This is a genomic window from Microbacterium laevaniformans (assembly GCF_016907555.1).
Lineage (GTDB): Bacteria > Actinomycetota > Actinomycetes > Actinomycetales > Microbacteriaceae > Microbacterium > Microbacterium laevaniformans.
On sequence record NZ_JAFBCE010000001.1, the window covers coordinates 921568 to 946854 of the forward strand.

Consider the following 25287-nt stretch of genomic DNA (forward strand, 5'->3'; position numbering starts at 1 on the left):
GAGAGGTGAGTCCCGGCTGATGTTCTACTGGGTCATGAAGTACATCGTGATCGGCCCGATCGTCAAAGCGATCTTCCGACCGTGGATCGTCGGGCGGACGAATGTCCCGTCGTCGGGGGCGGCCATCCTCGCCAGCAACCACCTCTCCGTCAGCGATTCGATCTTCCTGCCGCTGATGATCGACCGGCCGATGAGCTTCCTCGCCAAGAGCGACTACTTCACCGGCACGGGGCTCAAGGGCTGGGCGACCCGCATGTTCATGAAGGCGACCGGGCAGATCCCCGTCGATCGCACGGGAGGCAAGGCGTCGGAGGCATCGCTGAACACCGGACTGCAGGTGCTCGGGCGGGGAGACCTCCTGGGCATCTACCCGGAGGGCACCCGCAGCCCGGACGGCAAGCTCTACCGCGGACGCACCGGGCTCGCGCGCATGGCGCTGGAGGCGCGCGTACCGGTCATCCCCGTCGTCATGGTGGACACGGATGCCGTCATGCCGATCGGCCGTACGATCCCCCGCGTCGGTCGAGTGGGCATGGTGATCGGCGAGCCCCTCGACTTCTCCCGATTCCAGGGCATGGAATCCGACCGCTACGTGCTGCGCTCCGTCACCGACGAGATCATGGTGGCGCTGCAGCGGCTGGGGGAGCAGCAGTACGACGACGTCTACGCGTCCACGGTGAAGGAGCGCGCAGCGCGCGCGTGAGCCGTCGTCACGCGGCATCCGCGCCGTCCGGGGCGCCACTAGACTGAGCGGATGCCCACCCTGCACGCCGATCTCGATCACTGGCGCACGCTCCCCATCAAGCAGCAGCCCTCTTGGACCGACCTGGATGCCGTCGCCGCGGTGTCGGCGGAGCTGGCCACACTGCCGCCGCTGGTCTTCGCCGGCGAGGTCGACAACCTCCGCGACCGCCTCGCGCGCGCGGCATCCGGCCAGGCGTTCCTTCTGCAGGGCGGTGACTGCGCAGAGACCTTCGCCGGCGCGACCGCGGAGCAGATCCGCAACCGCATCAAGACGGTGCTGCAGATGGCCGTCGTTCTGACCTACGGTGCCTCGATGCCCGTCGTGAAGATGGGGCGGATGGCCGGCCAGTTCGCCAAGCCCCGCTCGAGCGACACGGAGACCCGTGGCGACGTCACCCTGCCCGCGTACCGGGGCGACATCGTGAACGGCTACGACTTCACCGAAGCCTCCCGCACCGCAGACCCGCAGCGCCTGCTGAAGGGGTACCACACGGCGGCATCGACCATCAACCTCATCCGCGCGTTCACGCAGGGCGGATTCGCCGACCTTCGCGAGGTGCACAGCTGGAACAAGGGCTTCGCGCAGAACCCGGCCAACCAGCAGTACGAGCGTCTCGCAACCGAGATCGACCGAGCGATCAAGTTCATGGAGGCGGCGGGCGCCGACTTCGACGAGCTGCGCCGCGTCGAGTTCTACACGGGGCACGAGGGTCTGCTGATGGACTACGAGCGCCCCATGACCCGCATCGACTCGCGCACCAGCACGCCGTACAACACCTCGGCGCACTTCCTGTGGATCGGTGAGCGTACGCGCGAGCTGGACGGCGCCCACGTCGACTACTTCTCGAAGATCCGCAACCCCATCGGCGTGAAGCTCGGCCCGTCGACGTCACCGCAGACGGCGCTCGAGCTCATCGACAAGCTCGATCCCGAGCGCGAGCCGGGCCGGCTGACCTTCATCACGCGCATGGGTGCCGGCAAGATCCGCGATGCCCTTCCGCCGCTGCTCGAGGCCGTCCGCGATTCCGGTGCGACACCGCTGTGGGTCACCGACCCCATGCACGGCAACGGCATCACGACCCCGACCGGCTACAAGACGCGTCGCTTCGACGATGTCGTCGACGAGGTGCGCGGCTTCTTCGAGGCACACCGTGCGGTCGGAACGTTCCCGGGCGGCATCCACGTCGAGCTCACGGGTGACGACGTCACCGAGTGCCTCGGCGGGTCGGAGCACATCGACGAGGCCACTCTCGCGACGCGCTACGAGAGCCTGTGCGACCCGCGCCTGAATCACATGCAGAGCCTCGAGCTCGCGTTCCTCGTCGCCGAGGAGCTCGAGAAGCGCTGATCCGCGGCAGCGCCCTGCTGCAGACGACCGCACCCGCTGCCGAATCCTCTGCAGCGGGTGCGGTCGTGTGTGCGCCATGGGCGCTCCAGCTCAGCCGGTGGAGCGGACCGTGATCTTGGTTCCGGGCAGCTGCATGGTGCCGGCGGCAGGGCTCGTGCTCGACACGGTGAAGATGCCCCAGACGATCTCGGGGAGCGCCGTTCCCGGTTCGAAGCCCGCCTGCTTCAACTGGTCCATCGCCTGCGCGACGGTCTTGCCGGTGACGTCGGGGACGGCGATCGGCTGCGGCCCCTTCGAGACGACGAGGGTGACGGTGTCGCCCGGTCGGAACGGCGCGCCGCCGTCCTTGTCCGCTATCCGGATCACACGGCCCTCGGCGACCTCGTCGTCGTAGGCCTGCGTCGTCGTCGCGTTCAGGTCGACGGCCGAGAGTGCGGCGGTCGCGGCATCCACGGTCTTGCCGGCCACATCCGGGACGGGCCCCGCGGAGGTCTCGAACGCCACGGTCGACCCCTCCAGCGCCGTGCAGCCCTTCGAGCAGTCCACCGCGGCGCCCCCTCCAGGCGGGGTGATCGACGCGCTCACCACGGTGCCCGCGGGAGCATCGGTGAAGATCTGCGTCGGATCGCCCGAGGGAGTGATGTAGATCGTGCCGAGGGAGGTGGTCGCCGCCTGCAGGCTCTGTCCTGCCAGAGCGGGGATGTCGTGGGATGCCGGGCCCAGCGAGATGATGACGTTCACGGCGCTGTTCTTGTCGACGCGGGCGCCGGCGCCGGGGTCGGTGCGGATGACGAGATCGACGGGCACGTCGCGGCTGTGATCCTGGGCGGGCACCGCGGTCAGCCCTTCGGCGGCGAGGGCAGTCGTCGCCTCGTCCAGGGTGCGCCCCGCCACGTCCGGAACGCCGACCTGCGAACCCGGTCCGGACCCGAACCACCAGCCGGCTCCGCCCGCGAGCGCCGCGAGCAGCAGTACGAGCACCACCAGCCATCCGCCCCGTCGCGCTCGGCGTCGACTGCGCAGCCGCAGGCGCGTGGAGTTGTCCACCGTCTCGGTGACCGTCGGAGCCGTGAAGGTCCCCGGCATGACCTTGGTGAGCTCACCCGAGTCGGCCCCGTCGTCGACCGCGACCACGCCGGCGGCCGGCGCTCGGACGACATGCGGGTAGACGCCGAGTTCCTTCTCGATCTCGCGTAGACGCTCGAGCATCGCGCGCGCATCGACCGGCCGGTCGTCGGGGTTGCGTTCGGTCGCCCACATCACGAGCTCGTCGAACTGCTCCGGGATGCCGGGATTGCGCGCGCTCGGGCGCGGGACGGAGTCGGTCGCGTGCTGGTAAGCGATCTGCATGGGCTGCTCGCCCTTGTACGGCTGCTCGCCGACGAGCATCTCGTAGAGCATGATGCCGAGGGCGTAGATATCGCTGCGTGCGTCGGCGGTTCCGCGGGTGACGAGCTCGGGCGCGAGGTAGGCGATCGTTCCCAGGAGCATCTGCCCGGTCGCCGTGTTCGCACTGGTCGCGCGCGCGAGTCCGAAGTCGCCGATCTTGATCCGGCCGTCCTCGGCGAGCAGTACGTTCTCGGGCTTGACGTCGCGGTGGACGATGCCTGCGCGGTGCGCGGCCGCGAGACCGGAGAGCACGGCATCCATGATCGTGATCGTCTGCGGGATGCTGAGACGCTTCTGCTCACGCAGCAGTTCGCGCATGGTGATGCCGGGAAGGTACTCCATCACCAGGTACGCCATCTCGCCGTCCTGGCCCTGGTCGAAGACGTTGACCACATGGGGATCGGCGAGACGGGCCGCCGCCCGCGCCTCCTGGATGAAACGGCTCTGGAAGACCGTGTCATCGGAGAGATGGCTGTGCATCACCTTCAGGGCGACGCGGCGCTCGAGGCGCAGATCGGTCGCGACGTACACCGTCGCCATCCCCCCGCGAGCGATGCGAGCCCGGACGCGGTACCGTCCGTCGACCAGACGGCCGATCAGCGGGTCGGTCTGCTGGCTCGTGCTCACCCTGTGATTCTAGGGAGCCGGAACGCTCCGGTCCGGGAGCGGCTCACCCCTCACGGCATGTGCGCAGGCAATGCCGCGGCGCGCGGGCGCTCAGCCGAGTGCCGCGAGCCACGCGTAGGCGGTCTGCTCCCACGGCCCGTAACGCTCCGGATACGCCGAGACCTGCACGGCCTGGGCGGCGGCGCCGAAGTCCATCGACTCCCACCCGGGCACATCCAGCAGTCCGCGTGTGATGAGACCGTCGGGGCCCGAAACCCCTTCGAAGAACGCGGTGGTCGAGAGCACGGGGTCGCGCACCTGGTCGGGACTTCCCCATCCGGTGCTGGGTCGCTGCTGGAACATCCCGAGCGAGTCGCGGTCACCCCAGTCCAGATTGCGGATCCACGACTCGACCATCGCCGTGGCCAGAGCGATCGCGATGCCGCGATCGGGGACGCCCAGTTCGCGCCCGACCCGGATGATCGTCCGCGCGTTCTCGATCTGCTCCGCATCGAGATCGGTGGCCGGCGCCGCCGTGGGCACGGGCGTCTCGACCGCGGCGGGGGTCGCTCGGAGCACGGTATCCGCGCCGGGGATCGTGAGCGTCTGTCCGGGGTAGATGATGGCGTCCCGTCCCAGCCCGTTGGCCTGCAGGAGCGCGTCGAGGCTCACGCCGTGCGCGTCGGCGATGGCCCACAGGGTGTCACCCGCGTTCACTCCGTAGGTCGCGGTCGCGCCGGTCGACGTATCGGCCCTCGCGACCGGAGCCGAAGACTCCGCGGCCGGGGCGATCCCGCCGGGAAGAACGAGCACTTGCCCGGGATGGATCACCGTGGTGGCCTCGAGCCCGTTCGCCGCACGCAGGGCGGACAGCTCGATTCCGACCCGTCGGGAGATATCCCACAGCGTGTCGCCGCTCTCCACGGTGTAGGTAGCCGGTGCGACCGCCTGCCGGGCGGTAGTGAGGGGCGTCGGCGCGCCGATGCGCGTCTGATCGCGGGCTGCCGGACGCGGATCGGCCGTCGCCGCCGAGGCGGGGGAGACGCTCAGCGTCAACGCCAGTGTGCCGATCGTGCCGATCACACCGGTGGTGGCCGCGCGCGCCGCGCTCGGGCGGTGGTCGAGTCGTGACAACGGTCTTCTCCCTGTTCGCACCCGATTCGTACCGTCGCCACCGTGTCATGGAAGTAAATTCATGTCAACGGGTGCTATAAGAAGTGACTGCTGTGACAGAAGTGAGAATCGTGTCGACGGCGATGATCGCACCAATGGTGCGCTCGCGAGATGCGATAGTGGAAGGGTGACCGACGACATCGTCCCCGCGTCCACCCGCTGGCTCACTCTCCCCGACCTGGTCGAGGTTCTCCACGAACCGCTCGGCCGCGTGCGTCGACTGCTCGACGACAAGCACCTGATCGGCTCGCGCCGCCGCGGCGCGTTCGCGGTGCCGGAGATCTTCATCGTCGACGGACACCCGCTCTCGTCGCTGCGCGGCACGATCATCGTGCTGCAGGATGCCGGGTTCACCGACGACGAGGCCATCGACTGGCTGCTGAGCGAGGAGGACTCCATCGGCCAGGCACCGATCTCCGCACTCCGGCAGGGGCGCAAGAGCGAGGTCCGCCGCGTCGCGCAGACGCTCGCTTGACGCTGACGCGTCTCACGCCGTGCGGCTGATCGATGCCTCCGCGAGTTCGCGCAGCTCGTCGACCGCTGACGGAGACAGTCGGGCATCGTGCAGCGCCCGCTGCGCTTCGGCGGCGTAAGCGCTGATCGCGGATTCGACCCGCTGCAGCGCACCGGTGGCGACGATGGTCTCCTGGATCTGCGCGATCTGCTCCGCCGTGAGTGCGGAATCGCCGATGAGTCTGTCGAGCGCGGCACGCGCGTCGCCGGTCAGTCCCTCTCGGGTGTAGGCGACGAGGAGCGTGCGCTTGCCCTCACGCAGATCGTCACCCGACGGCTTCCCGGTGACAGCACTGTCGCCGAACACGCCGAGCACATCGTCGCGTAGCTGGAACGCGAGTCCCAGCGGGTGTCCGAAGGCGGCCAGAGCCGCCGACTGGGCGGCGTCGGCGCCGGCGAGCGCCGCGCCCAGGAGGAGGGGATGCTGGATGCTGTAACGCGCGGACTTCAGCGAGGCGACGCGGAGGGCGCGCTCGGCATGTTCCTCGTCGGGAGCCGTCGTGAACGCCGCCTCCTCGGCGATGTCCAAGAACTGCCCGATGGTGACCTCACGGCGCATGAGCGCGTAGACCTCCCGCGCGGATGCCGCGTGTGACGCGTGCGCGAGTCCCTGCTCGAGCAGATCGTCGCTCCAGGCGACGAGGAGGTCGCCGAGCAGGATCGCGGCGGACCGCCCGAACGCCGAGCCGTCGCCCGCCCAACCGGACTCCGCGTGCGCCGCCTCCAGCGCACGGTGCGCGGCGGGTTGTCCGCGCCGGGTGTCCGAGTTGTCGATGATGTCGTCGTGCACGAGCGCGGCGGCGTGGAACACCTCGAGCGCGGCGGCGGCATCGAGCACGGCGTCCGGGATCGCCTTCGCGTCCCCGCCGGCGTTCGCGACCGCGCGCCAGCCTGTGACGCAGAACCGCGCTCGTAGACGCTTTCCCCCGGCCAGGGTGCGCGTCGCGGCATCCAGGAAGACCTGCGCTTCGGGGCCGGCATCCGCCCACGCGAGGCGCTGCGCTGTCACGAACCTTGCCAGTCGCTGGGAAATGGCCTCGATCGGGTCGGCGGAAGCGTGCACGGGCCTAGCCTAGTTCTCGACCGCACGCGTAGAATCGACCGCACGAGATGCCGGTCCGAAACGGCGAGGAGGGGGCAGCATGCCGCTGTCAGAGCAGGAGCAGCGTCTGCTCGATGAGATGGAGCGCCATCTCATGAACAAGGACGCAGACGTCGTGAGCGCGTCCCGAGACGGCCGCACCCTCAGCTATCGCAACATCGTCTACGGCACCATCCTCGTGCTCGTGGGTCTCGGAGGCTTGATCGCGGGTGTGTCCACCGGCATCATCCCCATCGGCGTGATCGCCTTCCTGGTGATGGTGGGTGGCGTCGTTCTGGCCGCCACTCCCGCGAAGGGACTTGCCGCGCTCAAGACGTCGCCGGAGCACAAGGGGCAGCGCAAGCCCTCCCGTGCCGGATCGTCGTCCTTCATGGACCGCATGAACGACCGTTGGGACCGCCGCCAAGACGGATCCTGACCGCAGCGCCGCGCACGACGCGAAGAGCACCGACCACGAGGTCGGTGCTCTTTTTTGTGCCCGGCGACGGCGCTGCGCGGCGCCGGGCGCTCCCGTCGATTCGCAGCGGGGGAGCCCAGGGGAGCGTTGCGCCCCCGAAACCATAGTCAAGTGGAGGAAAGTGGAGTAAAGTGGTGCGCACCTTGATCGGGCCGGAGGAAGGGGGAGTGGCCGATGCTGCTGGGCACCTACACCCCCAAGCTCGACGACAAGGGCCGCCTCATCCTTCCGGCGAAGTTCCGAACCGACCTGGGTGACGGGGTCGTCGTGACGCGAGGCCAGGAGCGCTGCCTCTACGTGTTCAGCACGAAGGAGTTCGAGCGGGTCTACGAGAAGATCCGCGAGGCGCCCCTCACCAACAAGCAGGCGCGCGACTTCCAGCGCATGTTCCTCTCGGGCGCCAGCGACGAGAAGCCCGACAGCCAGAGCCGCATCACGATCCCGCCGCACCTGCGTGCCTACGCCAACCTCGACCGCGAACTCGTGGTCACGGGCGTCGGGGCCCACGCGGAGATCTGGGATGCGCAGGCCTGGAACGCCTACGCAGACAGCAACGAAGACAGCTACTCGGACATGGAGCAGGAGGTGATCCCGGGTCTGTTCTGAGCCGTGGCCGTGACTCCCAGCCGCACGCCCTGACGCACTTCCCCGGTGTCAGGTCAGGCGGATGGGGATCACGACTCCGGCCCACACCCCCCTCATCATGAGCACCTCCGACATTCACACCCCGGTCCTCCTCGAGCGCTGCGTCGAGTTGCTCTCTCCGGCCCTCGCCCACCCGGGCGCCGTTCTGGTCGATGCGACCGAGGGAATGGGCGGGCACTCCGAGGCCCTGCTGGAGCGCTTCGGCGACATCCGCCTCATCGGGCTCGATCGCGACACCGACGCCCTGCGGATCGCGGGGGAGCGGCTGGCGCGCTTCGGCGACCGCGTCACGCTCGTGCACACCGTCTACGACGGGATCGCCGCGGCCGTGCGCTCCGCCGGCGTCGACCGGGTCGACGGCATCCTCTTCGACCTCGGTGTCTCCTCGCTGCAGCTCGACGAGGCCGATCGCGGGTTCGCGTACGCACAGGATGCGCCGTTGGACATGCGCATGGACCAGACAGCCGGCACGACGGCAGCGGAGATCGTCGCGACCTACGGCGAAGGCGATCTGCGCCGCATCTTCGAACGCTACGGCGAAGAGAAGCTCGCCGGACGCTACGCACGGGCCATCATCTCCGCGCGCGCCGACGCTGCGATCGAGCGCTCCGGGCAGCTGGTCGACATCCTCGTGGCGGCGACGCCGGTCGCGGTGCAGCGCGAGGGACGCGGCCACCCCGCCAAGCGTGTCTTCCAGGCCCTTCGCATCGAGGTGAACGCCGAACTGTCGGTGCTGGAGCGTGCCCTCCCGCCGAGCATGGACCTGTTGAACGTGGGCGGACGCATCGTCGTCATGAGCTACCAGTCGCTCGAGGATCGTCTCGTCAAGCGCGTGTTCGCGGATGCCGCGGCATCCACCGCGCCGGTGGGACTACCCGTCGAGCTTCCCGAGCACGCTCCGCGATTCCGGCTCATGGTCAAGGGCGCCGAGCTGGCCTCCGAAGAAGAGAAGGCACGCAATCCGCGGGCCGCACCCGTGCGCCTGCGCGCGGCCGAACGCATCCGGGAGGCGGCATGAGCGTGCCGGCAGAGAGCAACCTCGATCCGTTCGTGGGGGCGGCTCCCCTTCCGTTGCGCACCCCGGGGGAGCCGGCGCGACGCCTCCACGCGGTCGAGCAGCCCGCGCCGCGACGGCGTCCTCGGCTCGTCTACGGCATCGTCGCGGTCAGCGGTGCGCTCCTGATCGGCGGCGCGCAGATGGGGCTGTCGATCCTGACGACGCAGTCCTCCTACGAGCTGTCGACGCTCAGCGATCAGCAGCGCAGTCTCGACTGGCAGAAGCAGATGCTGCAGGACAGCATCGCCGGCCTGAGCTCGCCGCAGTACCTCGCCGCGAATGCGGAGGCGATGGGCATGGTCACCGGCCAGGCGCCGACCTATCTGCGGCTCAGCGACAACGCCGTCATCGGCACGGCCGCCGGCCTGACCGGTGCGAGCGCGGTGAACGCGCTGAGCAAGGCCGCCGTCGGCAACGCCCTCGTCAGCGGGCGTCCGCTCGTCGGAGACCCCGCGGCGAGCCTCGGCGCGACCGGCGGCAGCTCCGTGGTCGACAAGGCCATCCCTGATACGCCGACACCCCCCGCCATCGCCGACGGTCTACCCGTCCCCGCCACACACTGAATCCATGACGACACGAGCAACTCGCAGCCCGCGGCGCCGCACCGTCGTCGCCCTCGCCGTCGTCCTGGTGGTGCTGTCCGCCTTCGTCGTGCGTCTGGTGGACATCCAGGTGGTCAACGCGCGCGAGCACGTCGACGATTCCGAGCAGTTCGCGACCGGGGCCAAGACCACGCTCTACGGCGCGCGCGGCGAGATCGTCGACGACAACGGCGTCGTCCTCGCCAGCAGCACGACGCTCTACGACGTGCAGATCGACCCCATGCTCGCGGCGCAGGGAGCCGTGCAGACCGATGCCAGCGGCAACGCGATGACGGATGCCGACGGCAAGAACATCATGACTCCGTGGACCGACGTGGCCCCCAAGATTGCCGCCATCACGGGCCAGTCGACCGCCGACGTCGAGAAGATCGTGTCCGACGCGCTGGCCGAGAACTCGGCGTCGCGCTTCGCGTATGTGAAGCGGTACGTCTCCACCGAGGAGTATCGCGCGCTCGCGGCGCTGAAGCTCCCGTTCCTCACCTTCCCCCTCCACCCCGCCCGGGCCTACCCCGACGGTGCGGTCGCCGGCAACCTCATCGGCTTCGTCGGCTCCGACGGCGACCCGTTGGAGGGACTGGAGTCTCTGCAGAACTCGTGCCTCCAGGCAACGGACGGCTCGCTGACCTACCAGCGCGGTGCCGACGGCGTGATCATCCCCGGCACCGAGGTCGAGAAGCCGGCCGTCAACGGCGGCACGCTCAAGCTCACGATCGACAGCGATCTGCAGTGGTTCATGCAGCAGCTGATCTCCGAGGAGACGGCGCGCTACCAGGCCGACTGGGGCGGCATCATCGTCATGGAGGCGAAAACCGGCAAGATCCGCGCCCTGGCCGAGACCAACACGGTCGACCCCAACGATCCCGGCGCCTCCGACCCCGACAATCGCGCTTCGCGGCTGCTTCGCGTCTCCTACGAGCCGGGATCGACGTTCAAGCCCGTGACGGCCGCCACCGTCATCGAGCAGGGCGGTCTCACGCCGACCTCCACGGTCGAGACGCCAGACCGCATCCAGTTCCCCAACGGTGCGGTGATCAACGACTCCGAGAGTCACCCCACGCAGAACCTGACGCTCACCGGCGGGCTCGTGGAGTCCTCCAACGTCGCCATGTCGCAGTTCGGCGCGCAGGTTCCCGCCGAGACGCGCTACGACTACCTGAAGCGCTTCGGCGTGGGCGACGGCACAGCGCTGAACTGGTCGGGCGAGCCCACCGGAGAAATCCGCGACGCCTCCACCTGGGACAACCAGACCTTCTACACGACGACCTTCGGGCAGGCCTTCACGGTAACCCCGACGCAGGTGACGAGCCTGTTCCAGACGATCGCCAACGGCGGAGTGCGGATGCCGGCACAGCTCGTGGAATCCTGCACGAAGCCCGACGGCACCGTCGTCACGCCGACCTTGCCCGCCCCCGTCCAGGTCATCAAGCCGCAGACCGCGGCCGAAGTCTCCCAGATGCTCGAGAACGTCTACGCCCAGGGCACGCTCGCCGATGACATCAAGATCCCCGGCTACCGACTGGCCGTCAAGACGGGTACCGCTCAGATTCCGGACGGCCACGGCGGCTACAAGGACAACCTCTTCATGACCTCGCTGGCCGGTTACGCCCCGGCTGATGATCCGCAGTACGTTGTGTTGACCCTTTTCAACGAGCCGAAGACCAACACGATGTCTTCGGCCAACCGCTCGGTCTTCAAGAAGGCCATGACCCAGGTGCTGGCGCACTACCGGGTGATGCCCTCGGGCTCGGACACCCCGCTGCTGCCCGTGACACAATGACGACACCGTGACGCGCCACCGCGCGTGAGGAACAAAGCCTATGATCCGGATGACGCTCGCCGAGGTCGCCGCCGCTGTGGCGGGCACCCTGCACCCGGCCCCCCACGACACCCCCGACACGGTGGTCGACGGCAACGTCGACACCGACTCCCGCGAGATCCGCGTCGGTGACATCTTCGTGGCCAAGCCCGGAGAAGTCACCGACGGCCACAACTTCGTCGCCGGGGCCGTCGCCTCCGGCGCCGTCCTCGCGATCGTCGAGCAACGCGTGGAGGCGCCGGTCAGTCAGATCGTCGTCGCGGACGCCGTCGCCGCCCTGTCCGACCTCGCGCGCACGGTGGTCGCCGCCGTGCGCGATCGCGGGCGACTCAAGATCATCGGCATCACCGGATCCAACGGCAAGACCACCACGAAGAACATGCTCGCCCGCATCCTCGAGGGAGAGGGCGAGACCGTCGCCCCGCGCGGGTCGTTCAACAACGAGGTCGGCGCGCCCCTGACGATGCTGCGGGTCGGGGAAGACACCCGCTTCCTGGTCAGCGAGTTCGGCGCATCCGGCCCCGGAGAGATCGCGAAGCTCGCCGGACTGGTCACCCCCGACGTCGGCGTCGTCCTCATGGTGGGACTGGCCCACGCGGGAGGCTTCGGCGGCGTCGAGGCGACGCTGAAGGCGAAGACCGAACTCGTCCAGGCGGTGCGCCCCGGTGGAGTCGCCGTCCTCAACCGAGATGACGCGCGTGTCGCCACGATGGCCGACGTTGCGGCATCCCGCGGTGTGGACGTGCGGTGGTTCGGGAGGGGATCCGCCGCCGATGTGCGCGCCGAGGACGTCGAGGTCACGGCCGCCGGCACGACGTGCACCATCGTGGCCCCCGAGGGGCGGTGGCCGCTGCGGCTGCGTGTCCTCGGGGAACATCACGTCATGAACGCGCTGGCCGCGTTGACCGCCGCGCGCGAGCTCGGGGTCGCACTCGACGCGGCGATCGCACGGTTGGAGACGCTCGAGATCGCCGAACGCTGGCGGATGCAGCCGATGGGCTCGGAGCGGGTCCGCATCATCAACGACGCGTACAACGCGAGCCCCGACTCGATGGCCGCGGCCCTGCGTACGCTCGCACAGATCGCCGGCCCGGGCGAGCGCAAGGTCGCCGTGCTGGGAGCGATGAGCGAGCTCGGCGAGCTCGCTGGCGAGGAGCACGACCGCGTCGGCCTGCTCGCGGTGCGTCTGCGCATCGAACGCATCGTCGTCGTCGGCCGCGACGCCCGCCGTCTGTACCTCGCCGCCATCGGCGAGGGCTCGTGGGACGGCGAAGCGGTCTTCTTCGAGACGTCCGACGACGCGTTCGAGTATCTTCGCGGTGAGCTCCGCGACGGCGACCGAGTGCTCGTGAAATCGTCCAACTCCGCGGGCCTGCGGCACCTCGGCGATCGTCTGGGAGAATCGTTCTCGTGAGATCACTGCTGGCGGCTGCGACGATCTCGCTCGCGTTCACCCTCTTTCTCACGCCGCTGTTCATCCGGCTGTTCGAGAAGCTCGGCTGGGGTCAGGTCATCCGCACCCCCGAGAACGCGCACAATCCCAGCCATCAGGCGAAGCGCGGAACACCCACCATGGGCGGCATCGTCTTCATCGTGGGCTCGATCGTCGGCTACGTCGTCGGCACGCTGACCGGAGGAGCGCCGCCGTCGATCTCGGGCCTGCTCGTGATCTGGATGATGGTCGGATTCGGCATCGTCGGTTTCATCGACGACTTCATGAAGGTGCGCCAGCAGCGCAGCCTCGGTCTGTCGGGGTGGCGCAAGATCGTCGGCCAGGTGCTCGTCGCGGTGCCCTTCGGCATCATGGCGCTGAACTTCCCCGACGCACGGGGGGAAACGCCGGCGTCCCCGTACGTCTCCTTCTTCCGCGACATCCCCATGCTGTCGTTCTTCGCCCTGGGAGCGGTCGTCGGCTGGATCGTGTATCTGATCTGGATCACGTTCATCTCTGTCGCGTGGTCGAATTCGACCAATCTCACCGACGGACTCGACGGCCTCGCGACCGGATCCGGCATCTTCACCGTTTCCGCGCTGAGTCTCGTGACCTTCTGGCAGTTCCAGCAGCGCTGTGCGAGTGAGGCGCTCGTGAACGCCTACGTCGGCGGCTGCTATGCCACGCCCGACCCGATGGACCTCACGATCATCGCGGCATCCTTCGTGGGTGCCCTCGTGGGCTTCCTCTGGTGGAACGCGCCCAAGGCGAAGATCTTCATGGGAGATGTCGGTTCGATGGCCATCGGAGGTGTGATCGCCGCAATGGCGATCCTCGCGCGCGCCGAGCTGCTCTCCGTCATCATCGCCGGCGTCTTCATCATCGGGCCGGGGTCGGTGATCCTGCAGCGCATCTACTTCAAGGCCACCGGCGGCAAGCGTCTGTTCTTGATGAGCCCGTTCCACCACCACCTCGAGATGCGCGGCTGGCCCGAAATCACGATCGTCGTGCGCATGTGGATCATCGCCGGCATGCTCGCGGTGACCGGCGTCGCCCTGTTCTACGTCGAATGGCTGTCGGCGCTGTGACCGGCACCCGCGACCTCGACGCCCTGCGCAGCTGGAATGCGCACTGGCGCGGACTGCGCGTCGCCGTCCTCGGTCTGTCGATGACCGGGTTCTCCGTCGCCGACACCCTCGCGGAGCTCGGCGCGGAGGTCCTCGTGCTCAGCGAGTCGGCGAGCGAGGAGTACGCACGGCTTCTGCCCGTGATCGGAGCGCGCCTGCACGTGGGTGCGCTGAGTTCCGTTCCGGCCGAGCTCGTCGACTTCGACCCCGAAGTGGTCGTCGCCTCGCCCGGCTTCGCGCCCCACCATCCGGTCATCGCCTGGACACGCGAGCGGGGCACGGCGCTGTGGGGAGACATCGAGCTCGCCTGGCGCGTTCGCGACAAGGTTCTGCGCCCGGACGGCACGCCCGCGGATTGGGTGCTGATCACCGGTACCAACGGCAAGACGACGACGACCCAGCTCACCGCGACGATGCTCGTCGCCGGCGGACTGCGTGCCGCGCCGTGCGGCAACATCGGCGTACCGATCCTGGACGCCGTGCGTGACCCGAGCGGGTTCGACGTGCTCGTCGTCGAGGTCTCCAGTCATCAGCTGTGGTACCTCTCACTGCAGGAGGGATCGGAGCCGGTGTCGCCTTTCGCGAGCGTGTGCCTGAACCTCGCCGATGACCACCTGCAGTGGCACGGCTCATTCGCCGCGTACCGCGATGCGAAGGCGGTCGTGTACCAGCACACGCGCGTCGCCTGTGTCTACAACAAGTCCGACGTCGCGACCCGCATCATGGTCGAAGAAGCCGATGTCGTCGACGGGTGTCGCGCGATCGGCTTCGATCTCGGGGTTCCAGGTCCGAGCGATCTCGGCATCGTCGACGGGATCGTCGTCGACCGCGCCTTCCTGGAGGATCGACGCACCAGCGCGCTGGAGATCACCACGCTCGACGAGCTCGCCGCTCAGGGCCTGAACGCTCCACACATCGTCGCGAACATCCTCGCCGCGTCCGCGCTGGCCCGCGCGCTGGATGTGCCGCCCGCGCGCATCGCGGAGGCCCTGCGCAGCTTCCGGCTCGATGCCCACCGCATCGAGGTCGTCGCCACCGCAGGCGGCATCACGTGGATCGACGACTCCAAGGCGACCAACCCGCACGCGGCCGCGTCATCGCTGGCGGCGTTCCCAGGAGCGGTCTGGGTCGTCGGCGGCGACATGAAGGGCGTGGACATCGGCGATCTCGTCGCCGCACGCGGTCCGAGTGTCAAGGCGGTCATCGTCATCGGCGTCGAACGTGCGCCGATCACGGAGGCGTTCGCGCGACACGCGCCGGCCATTCCCGTCATCGAAGTCGACCACGCTCAGACTGAAGACGTCATGGCAGACGTGATCGCTGCGGCGGCACGGATCGCCCGTGACGGTGACGTGGTCCTCCTCGCCCCCGCCGCGGCATCCTTCGACCAATTCGACTCGTACGCCGACCGCGGTCGCCGCTTCGCGAAGGCCGTGCGGGAATGGACCTCCTCGTCCGCCCCGCAGACACCGAACGAGACCGGCGCGACAGACGGAGGGGGAGCCGATGACCACGACGACCTCGCCGACCCGTCCGGCCGCTGACGATCCCGACGACGCCGCGACGTCGGGCTTCGCCGCACGCGTCTCCCTGGGACGCGTGTTCGCTCCGGTGTCCAGCGAGTTCCTGCTCGTCGCCTCGACCGCTCTGCTGCTGACGGGGTTCGGACTCATGATGGTCCTGTCCGCGACGATGGCCTCCGCCATGGCCGCCGGTCAGAGCCCGTTCGAGGTCGTCATGAAGCAGGCGATCTTCGCCGTCATCGGCATCCCGCTCATGTTCATCGCGAGCAGGCTGCCCGTCACGTTCTGGAAGCGGATCGCCTGGCCCGCTCTGATCGCGGCCACCTGCTTCCAGATGCTCGTGTTCGTCCCGGGCCTCGGCGTGGCCAACGACGGCAACCAGAACTGGATCCAGATCGGCGGCATTCAGGCGCAGCCCTCCGAGTTCCTGAAGCTCGCCCTCGCGCTCTGGCTCGGCTACGTGCTGTTTCGCAAGCAGACGCTGCTGGGGTCCTGGGCCCACGTGTTCATCCCGGTCGTTCCCGTCGGCGGTCTCGTGATCGGACTGGTCGCGGTCGGCAGCGAGGATCTGGGCACGGGAATGATCCTCATGGCGATCCTGCTGGGCTGCCTGTTCTTCTCGGGTGTGAAGCTGCGCATCTTCATCATCCCGCTCGTCGTCGTCGTTGTGGCCGCCGTGTTCTTCGCGGTGACCAACTCGAACCGCATGGCGCGCATCATGAGCAGCTTCGTCAACTTCGACTCGATGGACTGCTACAACGCGGCTGTCGGTGACTGCTATCAGGCGGTGCACGGCGTGTGGGCCCTCGCCAACGGGGGGCTGTTCGGACTCGGGCTCGGAAACTCCCGCGAGAAGTACGGCTGGCTGCCGGCGCGGTCGAACGACTACATCTTCGCGATCCTCGGTGAGGAACTCGGACTCGTCGGCTGCGCCGTGGTGCTCCTGCTGTTCACGGTGTTCGCGATCGCCGCCTTCCAGATCATCCGTAAGACCCGCGACCCCTTCATCCGCATCGTCACGGGCGGCATCATCGTCTGGATCGTCGGGCAGGCCCTCGTCAACATCGGTGTCGTCCTGCGTCTGCTGCCGGTTCTGGGGGTGCCGCTGCCGTTCATGTCACAGGGCGGTACCTCGCTGCTGTCGGTCCTGTTCGCCTGCGGTGTGCTGCTGTCCTTCGCGCGGACGATCCCCCGTCGGTCCCGCTTCGACCGCGACCGCCGCTGAGTCGCTGTCCCGCCGCCGGTAGGCTCTCTCGGGTGACGATGCCGGCTTCCTCGACGACCTATCTCCTCGCCGGCGGCGGCACCGCCGGGCATGTGAATCCGCTGCTCGCGGTCGCCGACGGGTTGCGCGCGAGGGATGCCCCGGCATCCGTGCTCGTCCTCGGCACGCGCGAAGGGCTCGAAGCCCGTCTCGTGCCCGAACGCGGATACGAGCTGCTGATCGTCGACAAGGTCCCCTTCCCGCGACGGCCGAACCTCGCCGCGCTCCGGTTCCCGCTGGCGTGGCATCGCGCCGTCGGGCAGGTGCGGCGGCACATCCGCGATCATCACGTCGATGTGGTCGCCGGGTTCGGCGGCTACGCGTCGGCTCCCGCGTACGTGGCCGCCCGCCGCGAGGGGGTGCCGTATGTCGTGCACGAGGCGAACGCGCGCCCTGGACTGGCGAACATCTTGGGCGCCCGCCGCGCGGCGGGCGTGGGAGCGGCGTTCCCCGACACCCCGCTGCGCCGCGCCCAGACGGTCGGTATGCCGTTGCGCGCGGAGATCGTCGAGCTCGATCGCACGACGATGCGCGACGAGGCGGCGCGCTTCTTCGGCCTCGACCCGGCCCGTCCCGTGCTCCTCGTGTTCGGCGGATCATTGGGCGCGCGCCGGCTCAACGAGACGTTCGCCGCGGCATGGCCCGCGGTCATCGACGCCGGCTGGCAGCTGCTGCACGCCGCGGGGGAGCGCGACCCGATCGTCGACCCGGGACACCCCGACTACCGGATCGTTCCCTACCTCGACCGGATGGACCTCGCGCTGGCGCTGGCGGATCTCGTGGTCTCGCGCTCGGGCGCGGCCACCGTGAGCGAGGTGTCGGCTCTCGGCATCCCCGCGGTGTACGTGCCGTACGCCGTCGGCAACGGAGAACAGGCGCTCAACGCGCGCGGAGCCGTGGCCGCCGGCGCCGCACAGCTGATCGAGGATGCCGCGTTCAGCCCCGACCGCGTGCGTGAGCAGATCGTGCCGCTGCTGCGCGACGACGCGGCGCTGTCGGCGATGCGTGCCGCGGCGCAGGCGCGAACCGCCGCCGCGCGTGCCGGCACGGCCTCGGTGATCGCAATGCTGGATCGGGCGCTCGCGGGCTGAGCGTATATGGCGGGGCCGATCGGTTTCGCCCGTCCTGTTCTGTCGCTGCGCGTGCCGCACCGCGACAAGTGGGGACGGATGAGGCTCAGGAAGCGGTCGGCGCGCTGCGCAACGCGGCGTGAACGAGCGCGAGAGCCTGCTCGGGATCGATGCGCAGCGTGCGGACCTGGTCGACGAAGCTCGCGGCGGCGCGCTGCGCTTCCCGGAGGGCCGCGTCACCCTGAGGTGAGACGAAGGTGCCGTTGCGCCCGCGCGTCTCGATGATGCCGGCCGATTCGAGCTCGCGGTAGGCGCGAGCGACGGTGCCGGGCGCGAGGCCGAGATCCTCGGCCAGTCGGCGCACGGTCGGCAGACGGGTGCCCGGTGCGAGCGCTCCGGTCGAGACGTCGTCGATGAGCTGTCGCCGCAGCTGCTCGAACGGAGGGACTGCGGATGCCGGGTCGATGACGATCATGCGATGCTCCTCGCGGTCACGTGGATGCCGTCCGGATGGAGTCGTCGGGGAACGGCTGCGCCCTGCGTGGGGTAGAGGTACGTGAGAGGCAGCAGGAGTATCACGAACACGCTCGCGGTCCACCCGGGATCGCCGTCGGGTCCCGAGAACATGGCGACGCCGGCGATCAGCGCCGCGGCGATGCAGAGCGCAGCCGCACCTTGACGGCACCCGTTGAGTGCCGCGACGCGGAGGGCATCGTCCCAGGCCAGTTCGAGTTCGGAACCGGCCGGTTGCGGGCGGCGGACAATCGCGGCCTCGAGGCGCGGGAGAACGACGCACGTTGCGAGGGCGACCGCGGTGACCTCGAGCGCGACCGCAGCCAGATCGATACGGGAGACGCTGCCTGCGGCGAGGCTCGAGGCCACCCCTACACCGCACGTCAGCGCGACTCCCAGGAGGATCCAGGTGAGCGCGCGGGGGAGCCCGGCGAGGTAGTCGCCGACGGTGGTTCCACGCGATCGCGCGATCCGGATCGAACCCTGCGTCGGCGCGAAGAGGCGTTCGTGCAGCGTCGACCAGCAGGAGACGACGAGCATGGTCACGTACATCGCCGGGATGAGGATGCCGAGTGGGGAGAACGTGGCCAACCCGAGCGGGGTGAGCAGAAGCAGTCCGCCGACGGCGCCGGCAGAGGACAATGCAAGGTAGTCCACCAGCTTTCGGCGTCGCATGTACGCCTCCAGAGCGGCCGCCGAGGCCGTCGGCACCGGCAGCGCCGCGCGGTCCGCGAAGCGTGCCAGGGCGCGCTCTCCCAGGGAACGCCCACGCCAGGCGTTCAACGCGCCGATCGCGCCGGACACCGTGATGGCGCCGACGAGAGTCCCGAGCACGATGTTCGGGTGATCCGGGTCGGTCATGTTCGAATTGTACCACCGTCCGTACCAAATGTGTCATAACAAAAGCTGGATGGCGGTGGCGGCGGCACGTTCGTGCGCCGCGCGCCGCAGCATCCGCCCAGGCGGCGTCGACCTAGACTTGACGAGCCATGATTCGACCCGACCTGAGCCTGCCCATCCCCGACGACATCACCGCCGCCCACTTCATCGGGATCGGTGGATCGGGCATGTCGGGGCTGGCCGGCATGTTCCTCGATCGGGGCATCCGCGTCTCGGGCTCCGACCGTGCCGACAGCGCCGCCCTGCGCGCTCTCGCTGCGCGGGGCGCCACGGTGCATGTCGGGCACGATGCGGCCAATCTCCCCGACGATGTCGACGCCGTGATCCACACCGGCGCCATCTGGCCGCAGAACCCGGAGTACGTGCTCGCGAAGGAGCGCGGGCTGCCCGTGATCCACCGCTCCCAGGCGCTGTACTGGCTGATCGGAGGGCGCAGGCTCGTGAGCGTCGCGGGGGCTCACGGCAAGACGACGTCCACCGGCATGCTCGTGACGGCGCTGCGTGCACTCGGAACGGCGCCGACGTTCGTGAACGGGGGCGTCATCGCCGATCTCGGTGTCTCCAGCGGCACGGGCGGGGATGAGCTGTTCGTCATCGAAGCCGACGAGTCCGACGGCACGTTCCTGCTGTACGACACGTCAGTCGCATTGATCACCAACGTCGATCCCGACCACCTCGACCACTGGGAGTCGCGCGACGCCTTCTACGACGGTTTCGTCCGCTTCGGCGACGCGGCTGGAGAGGCCGTCGTCATCTCCGCCGACGACTCCGGCGCTCGCCGGGTCGCTCAAGCTCTTCGCCATGAGCGGATCGTGACGTTCGGCGAGGACGCCCACGCAGATGTCCGCCTGAGCGACATCGTGACCGAAGGCCCCGTCTCCTTCGCGCTCACGCACGACGGCGAGACCGTGACCGGGCGGCTCGCCGTTCCGGGCGCCCACAACGCGGTCAACGCGGCGGGGGCCGTGGCGGTGCTGCTCACGCTCGGTTACTCCCTCGAGCCGGCTCTGCGTGCGGTGGAGGAGTTCGGGGGTACGGTGCGACGCTTCGAGCTCCACGGCGTCGAGCGCGGGGTGAGCGTCTACGACGACTACGCGCACCATCCCACCGAGGTGGCCGCCGCGCTCGTCGCGGCGCGCAGCGTCGTCAGCGACGGTCGCATCATCGCGATCCAGCAGCCGCACACGTACTCGCGAACGCAGGAGATGTACCGCGAGTTCGCCGACGTGCTCGAGTCGTACGCAGATCACACCGTCATGCTCGACGTCTACGGGGCGCGCGAGGACCCGGTGCCCGGCGTGACGGGGGAGCTCGTGAGCGGAGCCTTCCGCGATCCCTCCAAGGTGCACTACGTGGCCGACTGGCAGGAGGCGGCCGAGTACACCGCGACCGTCGCGCGGGAGGGCGATTACGTCATCACGCTCGGTTGCGGCAACGTGTACCAGATCATCCCGCAGGTGCTCGAGGCGCTGTCGACGCCGACGCCGACGGCGGAGGCATAGTCCATGCGGCGGCCGACGCCCCTCCCGGCGCCGGATCAGGCGGCGCCCGACCGTGAGTCGGCGCAGGATCGTGGCGTCGAGCCGCCCGTGCGTCAGGTCGGTCCGCCCCGCCGGGCGGACGCTCCCGTCGAGGAAGACGTCGCGGACCGCGACGATCATCTCACCGCCCCGCTGATGCCCCTCTGGGTGTCGTCGTCGCCACGAATCGATGAGCCGACGGACTCCCCGATCGGGGAGGAGGCGGCGCCCGTCGGCGTGCGCGAGGTGTGGGCGGCGGCGCGCGCGCGACGACGCGCGTTGCGCGCGGAGGTGCGGCGTTTCACCGCGCGTCAGCGGCGACGGCGGATGACCTGGATCGTCGCGGGCTCGGCAGTGCTGCTGCTCGTGCTGGGCACGCTCGGCGTCGCGTACAGCCCGCTCTTCGCGGTGCAGCAGATCACCGTGGTCGGCACGTCCACGCTGGACCCGGCGTCCGTCGAGACCGCGCTGGAAGGGCAGCTGGGCACTCCGCTGCCGTTGGTCGACTCCTCCGCCGTCAAAGCCGCCCTCGTGAAGTTCCCGCTCGTGGAGTCCTACGCACTCGAGGCCCGCCCACCGCACGAGCTCGTGGTGCGCATCGTCGAGCGCACTCCGATCGGATCCATTCAGACTCCCGCCGGCTTCACTCTGGTGGATGCCGCGGGTGTCGCCCTGTCGACCGCGCCCCAGCCGGCCGCAGGGCATCCCGTGCTCACCGTGACCGGCGGGCTCTCCTCACCCGCCTTCTCTGCCGTCGGAACGGTCTTCCGAGCCCTCCCGGGCGACATCCGGGCTCAGGTCACCGCGATCGCGGCGACCTCTCCCAATGACGTCACCCTCACCCTCGGCTCCGGCGGAACCACGGTGGTCTGGGGCAACGCCGATGACTCGCCGCTGAAGGCCAAGAATCTCGCCGCGATCATGACGGCGCGCCCCGGGGCGCGCAGCTACGACGTGTCGTCGCCGAGCACGATCGTCGTTCGGTAGCACTCGACACGCTTTTCTGCGCGACACGCCCCCAGCCTCTCGGTTCGCGGGAGGGCTGCCGCATACCTTCAATCAAGGAATTGCATACTGAGCAATTCTTTAAACCTCAACTAGAGGTTCAAGGTTTAGCAGTCAGGGTTCGGGACACAATGGAGGCCGGCATGAGCCAGAACCAGAACTACCTCGCGGTGATCAAAGTCGTGGGTGTGGGCGGCGGCGGCGTGAACGCCGTCAATCGGATGATCGAGCTCGGGCTGCGGGGTGTCGAGTTCATCGCGGTGAACACCGACGCTCAGGCTCTGCTGATGAGCGACGCGGACGTCAAGCTCGACGTGGGTCGTGAGCTCACTCGCGGGCTCGGCGCCGGCGCCGATCCCGAGGTGGGCCGTCGCGCCGCCGAGGATCACGCGGAGGAGATCGAGGAAGCCCTCGCGGGTGCCGACATGGTCTTCGTCACCGCGGGCGAGGGCGGCGGTACGGGAACCGGCGGCGCACCCGTCGTCGCACGCATCGCGAAGTCGATCGGCGCGCTGACCATCGGTGTCGTCACCAAGCCCTTCAGCTTCGAGGGACGCCGCCGGCAGAGCCAGGCCGAGGCGGGCGTCGCGAAGCTCAAGGAAGAGGTCGACACCCTCATCGTCGTGCCCAACGACCGGCTGCTGGAGATCAGCGACCGCGGCATCTCCATGATCGAGGCCTTCGCCACCGCCGACCAGGTGCTGCTCGCGGGTGTTCAGGGCATCACCGACCTGATCACCACGCCGGGTCTGATCAACCTCGACTTCGCCGACGTCAAGAGCGTCATGCAGGGTGCCGGCTCCGCCCTCATGGGCATCGGGTCTGCGCGCGGTGCCGACCGGGCCATCAAGGCCGCGGAGCTCGCGGTCGAGTCCCCCCTGCTGGAAGCGTCCATCGAAGGGGCGCACGGCGTTCTGCTGTCGATCCAGGGTGGGTCCAATCTGGGCATCTTCGAGATCAACGACGCCGCACAGCTCGTCAAGGAGGCCGCGCACCCCGAGGCCAACATCATCTTCGGTACCGTCATCGACGACACGCTGGGCGATGAGGTGCGGGTCACGGTGATCGCCGCGGGCTTCGACGGTGGCGAGCCGCAGGCGCGCATCGAGCCCATCACCGCGGCGCGCCCGGCGGCGCCCCTGGTGCCGGCCGTGCCCGCCGAAGAGGCCGCACGAGAGGGTGCGGCGGTCGAGGACAAGCAGGCTGTCACCGTGTCGGCCCCCGTGGCGGAGTCCTACGACTCGGTGTACGGCGACGACGACCTGGACATTCCCGACTTCCTGAAGTGACCGCGCTGGCCGAACGACTCGCCGCCCTGGACGCCCGCATCGCGGATGCGGCCAGGGCGGTCGGTCGCGACCCCGGAGAGCTGACGCGCATCGTCGTCACCAAGTTCCATCCCGCGCGCCTGGTCGTCGACCTCGCCGTGCTCGGCGTGCACGATGTCGGCGAGAGCCGACAGCAGGAGCTGACCGCCAAACGCGGCGAGACGACCGACGCTGTGAGCGATGTGCGATGGCACTTCATCGGGCAGCTGCAGACCAAGAAGGCCAAGGCGGTGCGCGCGGCATCCGACTGCGTGCACTCCGTCGACCGCGATCGCGTCGCCGACGCCCTGCATGCCGCCGATCCCGAGGGCAGTCCTCTCGACGTGTTCCTCCAGGTCAATCTCACGGACGATCCCGCCCGTGGGGGAGCGGCCCCGAGCGAGGTCGAGGCCCTGGCGACGCACATCGCCGCGCGGTGCGCGTCGCTGCGCCTTCGCGGCGTCATGGCCGTCGCTCCGCTCGCGGCGGCGCCCGCGGAGGCGTTCGAACGTCTCGCCGGCGCGGCGGCGACGGTACGTCGCGTCGTTCCGGATGCCGCGTGGATGTCGGCGGGGATGTCGGGAGATTTCGCCGAAGCGATCGCCGCCGGCGCGACACACCTGCGGATCGGCACTGCAATCACGGGACCGCGCCCTGACCGCGGCTAGCCTCAGAACAGACGAGCAAACGGAGGAATGCGATGTCGAACCCGCTCAAGAAGACCATGGTGTACCTGGGCCTCGCCGATGAGGAAGAGGTCTACGAAGAGCCCGCTGCCGAGACGCCTGCTCGCCGTGAGCGCTCGAGCGAGCGCCCGATCGAGAAGGCGGCCCCTGTGACCCCGCTTCACCGTCCCGCCGTCGTGCGTCAGCCCACCGCAGGCACCGTCAGCGAGATTCTCACGGTGCACCCCAAGCAGTACCGCGACGCGCAGATCATCGCGGAGAACTTCCGCGACGGCATCCCGGTCATCATCAACCTCTCGCAGATGAGCGATGCCGACGCGCGGCGCCTCATCGACTTCGCGAGTGGGCTGTCGCTCGGCCTGTACGGTCGCATCGAGCGCGTGACGAGCAAGGTGTTCCTCCTCTCGCCCGAGAACGTCGCGATCTCCGGTGACGGCACGGTGGCTCAGGCCGACCCCGAGTCCGCGCCCTTCACTCAGTAGTCGTGGAGTTCGTGCGCCTGGCGGCATTCGTCGTCGACGTCCTTCTCCTGCTCTACATCCTCGTGCTGCTGGCGAGACTCGTTCTCGAGTACATCCCGATGTTCAACCGCCAGTGGCGTCCGCGGGGATTCGGTCTCGTCTTCGCCGAGGCCGTCTTCACTCTCACCGATCCGCCGCTACGGTTCTTCCGCCGGCTGATTCCTCCGTTGCGGATCGGCCCTATCGCCCTCGACCTCGGTTTTCCGGTGACGATGTTGGCCTGCTTCGTGCTGCTGACGATCGTCCGCGTCATCGAGCGTCTCTAGCCCCCCGTCGCACGCCCCACCACCGCCGACTACACTTGGTCAGTACGGCTCGCCGGTGGCGGGCCGACCGAATCGGCCCGCGTCGTGAGCCCCGAAAGAGGAAACACCATGGCTTTGACCCCGGAAGACGTCGTCACGAAGCAGTTCCAGCACGTGCGATTCAAGGAGGGCTTCGACCCGGATGAGGTCGACGACTTCCTCGACGAGATCGTCGTCGAGTGGCGCAAGACGATCGCCGAGAACGAAGAGCTGAAGGCCAAGCTCGCTGCGTACGAGTCCGGTGAGTCCTCTCCTGCGGAGGTCGTCGAGGAGTCTGCTCCCGCCGTCGTCGAGTCCGTTCCCGCTCCGGCGGTCGAGGCTCCCGCCGCCGGCGGCGTGGCCGCTTCTGCCGGCATCATCGAACTGGCCCAGCGCCTGCACGACGAGCACGTCGCCGAAGGCCAGGCCCAGCGCGACAAGCTCATCTCCGAGGCACAGGCCAAGGCCGCCTCGATCCTCGCCGAGGCCGAGGCCAAGGGCCGCGACGAGATGGCACGCCTCGAAAGCGAGCGCGTGACGCTCGAAGGCCGCATCAGCGAGCTGCGTCAGTTCGAGCGTGACTACCGCTCGCAGCTGCGCGGGTTCATCGAGGAGAAGCTGCGCGACCTCGACGTCGCCGGCGCCACCTCGGGCGCGTCCTCCGTCTCGGCTTCCTGAGCCCG

The 25287-nt window shown here is 69.1% G+C and carries 25 protein-coding genes; 20 read left to right on the top strand and 5 right to left on the bottom strand.

Features of this window, described 5'->3' with window-relative positions:
- Window positions 1-19: 19 nt before the first annotated feature.
- Together JOE53_RS04265 and JOE53_RS04270 are read left to right on the top strand one after the other, a co-directional pair.
- Window positions 20-703 (top strand): lysophospholipid acyltransferase family protein, encoded by a 684-nt coding sequence (locus tag JOE53_RS04265; protein WP_005049096.1) that lies wholly within the window; start codon window positions 20-22, stop codon window positions 701-703.
- A 51-nt stretch (window positions 704-754) separates the two neighbouring features.
- Window positions 755-2092, top strand: coding sequence for a class II 3-deoxy-7-phosphoheptulonate synthase (locus JOE53_RS04270; protein ID WP_036286495.1), 1338 nt, complete (start codon window positions 755-757; stop codon window positions 2090-2092).
- Window positions 2093-2182: 90 nt separating this feature from the next.
- Here JOE53_RS04270 and pknB read toward each other — a convergent pair whose 3' ends face one another.
- Both pknB and JOE53_RS04280 read right to left on the bottom strand, forming a co-directional pair.
- Entirely contained in the window at window positions 2183-4108 is a 1926-nt protein-coding gene (gene pknB, locus JOE53_RS04275; protein ID WP_204946883.1) for a Stk1 family PASTA domain-containing Ser/Thr kinase, read from the bottom strand.
- Window positions 4109-4198: 90 nt separating this feature from the next.
- Window positions 4199-5221 (bottom strand): LysM peptidoglycan-binding domain-containing protein, encoded by a 1023-nt coding sequence (locus JOE53_RS04280; RefSeq protein WP_204946884.1) that lies wholly within the window; start codon window positions 5219-5221, stop codon window positions 4199-4201.
- A gap of 166 nt (window positions 5222-5387) precedes the next feature.
- Between JOE53_RS04280 and JOE53_RS04285 the strand changes: the two genes are divergently transcribed.
- Entirely contained in the window at window positions 5388-5735 is a 348-nt protein-coding gene (locus JOE53_RS04285; RefSeq protein WP_061681719.1) for an Rv2175c family DNA-binding protein, read from the top strand.
- 12 nt (window positions 5736-5747) lie between these two features.
- Here the strand turns inward: JOE53_RS04285 and JOE53_RS04290 are convergent, their stop codons facing one another.
- Complete coding sequence (locus JOE53_RS04290) at window positions 5748-6836, bottom strand: polyprenyl synthetase family protein (RefSeq protein WP_204946885.1); 1089 nt, start codon at window positions 6834-6836, stop codon at window positions 5748-5750.
- Between the two features lie 79 nt (window positions 6837-6915).
- Here JOE53_RS04290 and JOE53_RS04295 point away from each other — a divergent pair, with 79 nt between their 5' ends.
- From JOE53_RS04295 to JOE53_RS04340, 10 genes are all read left to right on the top strand, one after another.
- Complete coding sequence (locus tag JOE53_RS04295; protein ID WP_061681715.1) at window positions 6916-7293, top strand: DUF3040 domain-containing protein; 378 nt, start codon at window positions 6916-6918, stop codon at window positions 7291-7293.
- A gap of 213 nt (window positions 7294-7506) precedes the next feature.
- Window positions 7507-7938, top strand: coding sequence for a division/cell wall cluster transcriptional repressor MraZ (gene mraZ / locus JOE53_RS04300; RefSeq protein ID WP_036316618.1), 432 nt, complete (start codon window positions 7507-7509; stop codon window positions 7936-7938).
- Between the two features lie 97 nt (window positions 7939-8035).
- The gene (rsmH, locus tag JOE53_RS04305) at window positions 8036-8995 is read left to right on the top strand and encodes a 16S rRNA (cytosine(1402)-N(4))-methyltransferase RsmH (protein ID WP_204946886.1); all 960 of its coding nucleotides are present in this window, start codon (window positions 8036-8038) and stop codon (window positions 8993-8995) included.
- Window positions 8992-9597, top strand: coding sequence for a hypothetical protein (locus JOE53_RS04310; protein ID WP_039416149.1), 606 nt, complete (start codon window positions 8992-8994; stop codon window positions 9595-9597). Before rsmH ends, JOE53_RS04310 begins: the two co-directional genes overlap by 4 nt.
- A gap of 4 nt (window positions 9598-9601) precedes the next feature.
- Entirely contained in the window at window positions 9602-11413 is a 1812-nt protein-coding gene (locus tag JOE53_RS04315) for a peptidoglycan D,D-transpeptidase FtsI family protein (RefSeq protein ID WP_204946887.1), read from the top strand.
- A 40-nt stretch (window positions 11414-11453) separates the two neighbouring features.
- Window positions 11454-12866, top strand: coding sequence for a UDP-N-acetylmuramoyl-tripeptide--D-alanyl-D-alanine ligase (locus JOE53_RS04320; protein ID WP_204946888.1), 1413 nt, complete (start codon window positions 11454-11456; stop codon window positions 12864-12866).
- Window positions 12863-13972 carry a phospho-N-acetylmuramoyl-pentapeptide-transferase gene (gene mraY / locus JOE53_RS04325; protein WP_061681704.1) on the top strand — a complete coding sequence of 370 codons (1110 nt, stop codon included), beginning with the start codon at window positions 12863-12865 and terminating at the stop codon, window positions 13970-13972. The genes JOE53_RS04320 and mraY overlap by 4 nt, the downstream gene beginning before the upstream one ends.
- The gene (gene murD / locus JOE53_RS04330) at window positions 13954-15555 is read left to right on the top strand and encodes a UDP-N-acetylmuramoyl-L-alanine--D-glutamate ligase (protein ID WP_204946889.1); all 1602 of its coding nucleotides are present in this window, start codon (window positions 13954-13956) and stop codon (window positions 15553-15555) included. Before mraY ends, murD begins: the two co-directional genes overlap by 19 nt.
- Window positions 15518-16759 (top strand): putative lipid II flippase FtsW, encoded by a 1242-nt coding sequence (gene ftsW, locus JOE53_RS04335; RefSeq protein ID WP_204946890.1) that lies wholly within the window; start codon window positions 15518-15520, stop codon window positions 16757-16759. Before murD ends, ftsW begins: the two co-directional genes overlap by 38 nt.
- Before the next feature lie 38 nt (window positions 16760-16797).
- A complete protein-coding gene (locus tag JOE53_RS04340; protein ID WP_204948171.1) occupies window positions 16798-17889 on the top strand; it encodes a UDP-N-acetylglucosamine--N-acetylmuramyl-(pentapeptide) pyrophosphoryl-undecaprenol N-acetylglucosamine transferase in 1092 nt (363 codons plus the stop codon).
- 85 nt (window positions 17890-17974) lie between these two features.
- On the opposite strand, the gene JOE53_RS04345 is transcribed toward JOE53_RS04340, so the two are convergent.
- Both JOE53_RS04345 and JOE53_RS04350 read right to left on the bottom strand, forming a co-directional pair.
- Complete coding sequence (locus tag JOE53_RS04345; protein WP_204946891.1) at window positions 17975-18343, bottom strand: GntR family transcriptional regulator; 369 nt, start codon at window positions 18341-18343, stop codon at window positions 17975-17977.
- Entirely contained in the window at window positions 18340-19242 is a 903-nt protein-coding gene (locus JOE53_RS04350; RefSeq protein ID WP_204946892.1) for a hypothetical protein, read from the bottom strand. Before JOE53_RS04350 ends, JOE53_RS04345 begins: the two co-directional genes overlap by 4 nt.
- A 128-nt stretch (window positions 19243-19370) precedes the next feature.
- Here JOE53_RS04350 and murC point away from each other — a divergent pair, with 128 nt between their 5' ends.
- From murC to JOE53_RS04385, 7 genes are all read left to right on the top strand, one after another.
- Complete coding sequence (gene murC / locus JOE53_RS04355) at window positions 19371-20783, top strand: UDP-N-acetylmuramate--L-alanine ligase (RefSeq protein WP_204946893.1); 1413 nt, start codon at window positions 19371-19373, stop codon at window positions 20781-20783.
- Window positions 20784-20786: 3 nt separating this feature from the next.
- The gene (locus JOE53_RS04360; protein ID WP_204946894.1) at window positions 20787-21788 is read left to right on the top strand and encodes an FtsQ-type POTRA domain-containing protein; all 1002 of its coding nucleotides are present in this window, start codon (window positions 20787-20789) and stop codon (window positions 21786-21788) included.
- Between the two features lie 161 nt (window positions 21789-21949).
- Window positions 21950-23095 carry a cell division protein FtsZ gene (gene ftsZ, locus JOE53_RS04365; protein WP_036288033.1) on the top strand — a complete coding sequence of 382 codons (1146 nt, stop codon included), beginning with the start codon at window positions 21950-21952 and terminating at the stop codon, window positions 23093-23095.
- A complete protein-coding gene (locus JOE53_RS04370) occupies window positions 23092-23781 on the top strand; it encodes a YggS family pyridoxal phosphate-dependent enzyme (protein WP_204946895.1) in 690 nt (229 codons plus the stop codon). Before ftsZ ends, JOE53_RS04370 begins: the two co-directional genes overlap by 4 nt.
- A gap of 32 nt (window positions 23782-23813) precedes the next feature.
- Window positions 23814-24281, top strand: a complete 468-nt coding sequence (locus tag JOE53_RS04375) for a cell division protein SepF (protein ID WP_005049149.1) — start codon at window positions 23814-23816, stop codon at window positions 24279-24281.
- Window positions 24282-24283: 2 nt separating this feature from the next.
- Window positions 24284-24586 carry a YggT family protein gene (locus tag JOE53_RS04380; protein WP_061681675.1) on the top strand — a complete coding sequence of 101 codons (303 nt, stop codon included), beginning with the start codon at window positions 24284-24286 and terminating at the stop codon, window positions 24584-24586.
- A gap of 108 nt (window positions 24587-24694) precedes the next feature.
- A complete protein-coding gene (locus JOE53_RS04385; protein ID WP_036288027.1) occupies window positions 24695-25282 on the top strand; it encodes a DivIVA domain-containing protein in 588 nt (195 codons plus the stop codon).
- The last annotated feature ends 5 nt before the right edge of the window (window positions 25283-25287 follow it).

Bases quoted from the DNA above. Each gene is read 5' to 3' on its own strand.
- JOE53_RS04295 (WP_061681715.1), top strand. From the start codon at position 6,916: ATGCCGCTGTCAGAGCAGGAGCAGCGTCTGCTCGATGAGATGGAGCGC.
- JOE53_RS04315 (WP_204946887.1), top strand. From the start codon at position 9,602: ATGACGACACGAGCAACTCGCAGCCCGCGGCGCCGCACCGTCGTCGCC.
- JOE53_RS04270 (WP_036286495.1), top strand. From the start codon at position 755: ATGCCCACCCTGCACGCCGATCTCGATCACTGGCGCACGCTCCCCATC.
- murD (WP_204946889.1), top strand. From the start codon at position 13,954: ATGGCTGTCGGCGCTGTGACCGGCACCCGCGACCTCGACGCCCTGCGC.
- JOE53_RS04265 (WP_005049096.1), top strand. From the start codon at position 20: ATGTTCTACTGGGTCATGAAGTACATCGTGATCGGCCCGATCGTCAAA.
- JOE53_RS04340 (WP_204948171.1), top strand. From the start codon at position 16,798: ATGCCGGCTTCCTCGACGACCTATCTCCTCGCCGGCGGCGGCACCGCC.
- ftsW (WP_204946890.1), top strand. From the start codon at position 15,518: ATGACCACGACGACCTCGCCGACCCGTCCGGCCGCTGACGATCCCGAC.
- ftsZ (WP_036288033.1), top strand. From the start codon at position 21,950: ATGAGCCAGAACCAGAACTACCTCGCGGTGATCAAAGTCGTGGGTGTG.
- murC (WP_204946893.1), top strand. From the start codon at position 19,371: ATGATTCGACCCGACCTGAGCCTGCCCATCCCCGACGACATCACCGCC.
- JOE53_RS04360 (WP_204946894.1), top strand. From the start codon at position 20,787: ATGCGGCGGCCGACGCCCCTCCCGGCGCCGGATCAGGCGGCGCCCGAC.
- JOE53_RS04350 (WP_204946892.1), bottom strand. From the start codon at position 19,242: ATGACCGACCCGGATCACCCGAACATCGTGCTCGGGACTCTCGTCGGC.
- mraZ (WP_036316618.1), top strand. From the start codon at position 7,507: ATGCTGCTGGGCACCTACACCCCCAAGCTCGACGACAAGGGCCGCCTC.
- JOE53_RS04385 (WP_036288027.1), top strand. From the start codon at position 24,695: ATGGCTTTGACCCCGGAAGACGTCGTCACGAAGCAGTTCCAGCACGTG.
- JOE53_RS04310 (WP_039416149.1), top strand. From the start codon at position 8,992: ATGAGCGTGCCGGCAGAGAGCAACCTCGATCCGTTCGTGGGGGCGGCT.
- JOE53_RS04375 (WP_005049149.1), top strand. From the start codon at position 23,814: ATGTCGAACCCGCTCAAGAAGACCATGGTGTACCTGGGCCTCGCCGAT.
- JOE53_RS04345 (WP_204946891.1), bottom strand. From the start codon at position 18,343: ATGATCGTCATCGACCCGGCATCCGCAGTCCCTCCGTTCGAGCAGCTG.
- JOE53_RS04320 (WP_204946888.1), top strand. From the start codon at position 11,454: ATGATCCGGATGACGCTCGCCGAGGTCGCCGCCGCTGTGGCGGGCACC.
- rsmH (WP_204946886.1), top strand. From the start codon at position 8,036: ATGAGCACCTCCGACATTCACACCCCGGTCCTCCTCGAGCGCTGCGTC.